Here is a 2342-nt window from a genome sequence, read left to right on the forward strand (position 1 = left end):
CGACGGCAAGGCGTTCATCGATCGCGCGGACGGCGACCGCCACCAATTCCGCTTCATCGTCGCTGCCGAAGACGGCATCGAGTATGAAGACCTGAAGGCGCTGACGCGGCGGCTCATGGCGCAGATGCAGGAAGACCTCGGCACGAAGCTCGACTGGGTCGCGGTTGATCATTTCAACACCGGCCACCCGCACAGCCACATCATCGTCCGAGGCAGGGACGACCGTGGCGAGAACCTGGTCATCGCGCGCGAATATATCTCATCTGGCATCCGCGAGCGGGCGGCCGAGCTGGTCAGCCTCGATCTCGGTCCGCGAACCGACCGCGAGATTGAGCTTCGCCTGCGCCGGGAAATGGAGCAGGAACGCTTCACCAGCATCGACCGTCGGCTGCTCAGCATGCGTGATGATGACGGGCTGGTCTCGCCGGGCGGTCCCGACGCCATTCGCCAGACGCTGCACCAGGGACGGCTGCGCAAGCTCGAGCGGATGGGTCTGGCCGCGGAGGTCGGCGCTGGCTCCTGGCGCCTCGACGATGAGCTCGAAGCCACGCTGCGCCGCACCGGCGAACGCGGCGACATCATCAAGACCATCCACCGCGAACTGGCCGGCAAGGGGCTTGCACGCAGTGCCGCCGACTGGGTGATCCACGATCGAGCCGGCGAGCCCGTCCAGTCTCTCGTCGGTCGCGTTGTCGCGCGTGGACTGGCCGACGAGATCAATGACCGCCACTACATGATCGTCGACGCCGTCGACGGTAAGAGCCATTGGATCGACATCGGTAGAGGCGAGGCGATGGAAACGATGCCTAATGGCTGCATCGTGCGTGTCGCGCCAAGGAACACCGAGCCGAGGCGGGTCGATCGTACCATCGCCGAAATCGCCGCCGCGAATGGCGGCCGTTACGACGTCGATATCCACCTGAAGCATGACCCATCCGCCACCGAGAGCTTTGCGCGAACGCATGTGCGGCGGCTGGAGGCGATCCGCCGCGCGACCGGCGGCGTTGAGCGAGAGCCGAACGGCACCTGGCTCATCGCGCCGGACCATCTCGATCGCGTCGCGAATTATGAGGGCCAGCGGGCCAGGGCCGAGCCTTTCGTTGTCGACAAGCTCTCCTCAATGGCGCTGGAGCGACAGGTCAGCTTCAACGGCGCCACCTGGCTCGACCGGGAGCTGGTTGCCGATAGACCCGAGCCTTTGCACGGATCCGGCTTCGGCTGCGACGTGAGAGAGGCGCAAGCTCGCCGGCGGGAGTGGCTGATCGCGCAAGGCCACGCGCATGAAGAACAGGATCGGATCGTCTATCGAGCCAACATGCTTTCGATCCTGCGCCAGCGAGAACTGAACCGTGTTGCTGGCCAACTGTCGGAGGAACTTGGCCTGCCCTATGCCGAAGCGCGATCCGGAGGACGAGTAGAGGGTACGCTCCGCCGCTCCGTCGAGCTTGCCAGCGGAAAATATGCCGTCGTTGAGAAGTCGCGCGAGTTCACGCTGGTGCCATGGCGGCCGGTGCTTGAGCGCCATGTGGGCAAGGAGGTCTCCGGTGTCGTGAGTGGGGAGGGGATTTCATGGACCGTCGGCCGGCAAAGGAGCGGACCTGGTGTTTCGTGAGATGGTGTACAGCTTTTTTAGCCAGCGGCGCGGGCAGCCATGCGAGCCCGCGTAGACCTTATGGCCGCACGCCCGCAATCGGTCGCATGGACCTGCCAGGCGGGGCGGCTTTGGAGCGTTCGGACCCGACACGCTGCGTGAGTGGCCAGACTTCGAGCGCTCGAAGATGCGGACTGTTGTCTGCTGGCCGGCGTTATTCCGGCTGGCCTATGACCGCGGCGCAACAGTTCACCGCTGAAGTTGCCACGGGCGAACATCGACAAGAGAAAAAACACCATTGCGCGATACAAATCGCCGTTGAAAGCGTTTAGGTTGCATGCGCTTCGCCAAGTAAACGGATACCCCAGAAGAGAGCCATGACCACGGCCCGCCATATCGTGACGCTGCTTAAAAGCCACTTTGCCGGCGACGAGGATCGTTTCCTCTCTATCGCGATGCAGCTTGCTGCGCATGAGGCACGTCAAGGCCATGGCAAGCTTGCTCAGGAGCTCAAGGATCTGGTCGACGCAGCCAAGAGCAGGGACGCCCGGATTGCCAAGAGCAGTCGGCCGGTTCCCCTTTTTCAGCCAAAGGGCGAGCTCGCAGGGCTCCTGCATGTGCGCTATCCGGACCTGCGACTGACCGACATGATTTTGCCGGACAGTCTGCGCTCGCGCCTGCACCGCGTGCTGGGAGAGCAGCGCCAACAAGCAAGCTTGCGCGAGCACGGGCTTGTTCCCCGTCGCAAACT

Annotated in this window: 1 protein-coding gene and 1 pseudogene; both read left to right on the forward strand. The window is 63.8% G+C overall.

Features of this window, described 5'->3' with window-relative positions:
* A partial coding sequence (rlxS, locus tag EOA60_RS29230; protein WP_128312347.1) for a relaxase/mobilization nuclease RlxS occupies window positions 1-1612 on the forward strand: 1612 nt, incomplete at its 5' end.
* Between the two features lie 356 nt (window positions 1613-1968).
* Window positions 1969-2342: pseudogene (locus EOA60_RS29235) on the forward strand (ATPase); the annotation flags it as partial.

It is taken from the genome of Mesorhizobium sp. M1A.F.Ca.IN.020.06.1.1 (genome assembly GCF_004023265.1).
Classification (GTDB): domain Bacteria; phylum Pseudomonadota; class Alphaproteobacteria; order Rhizobiales; family Rhizobiaceae; genus Mesorhizobium.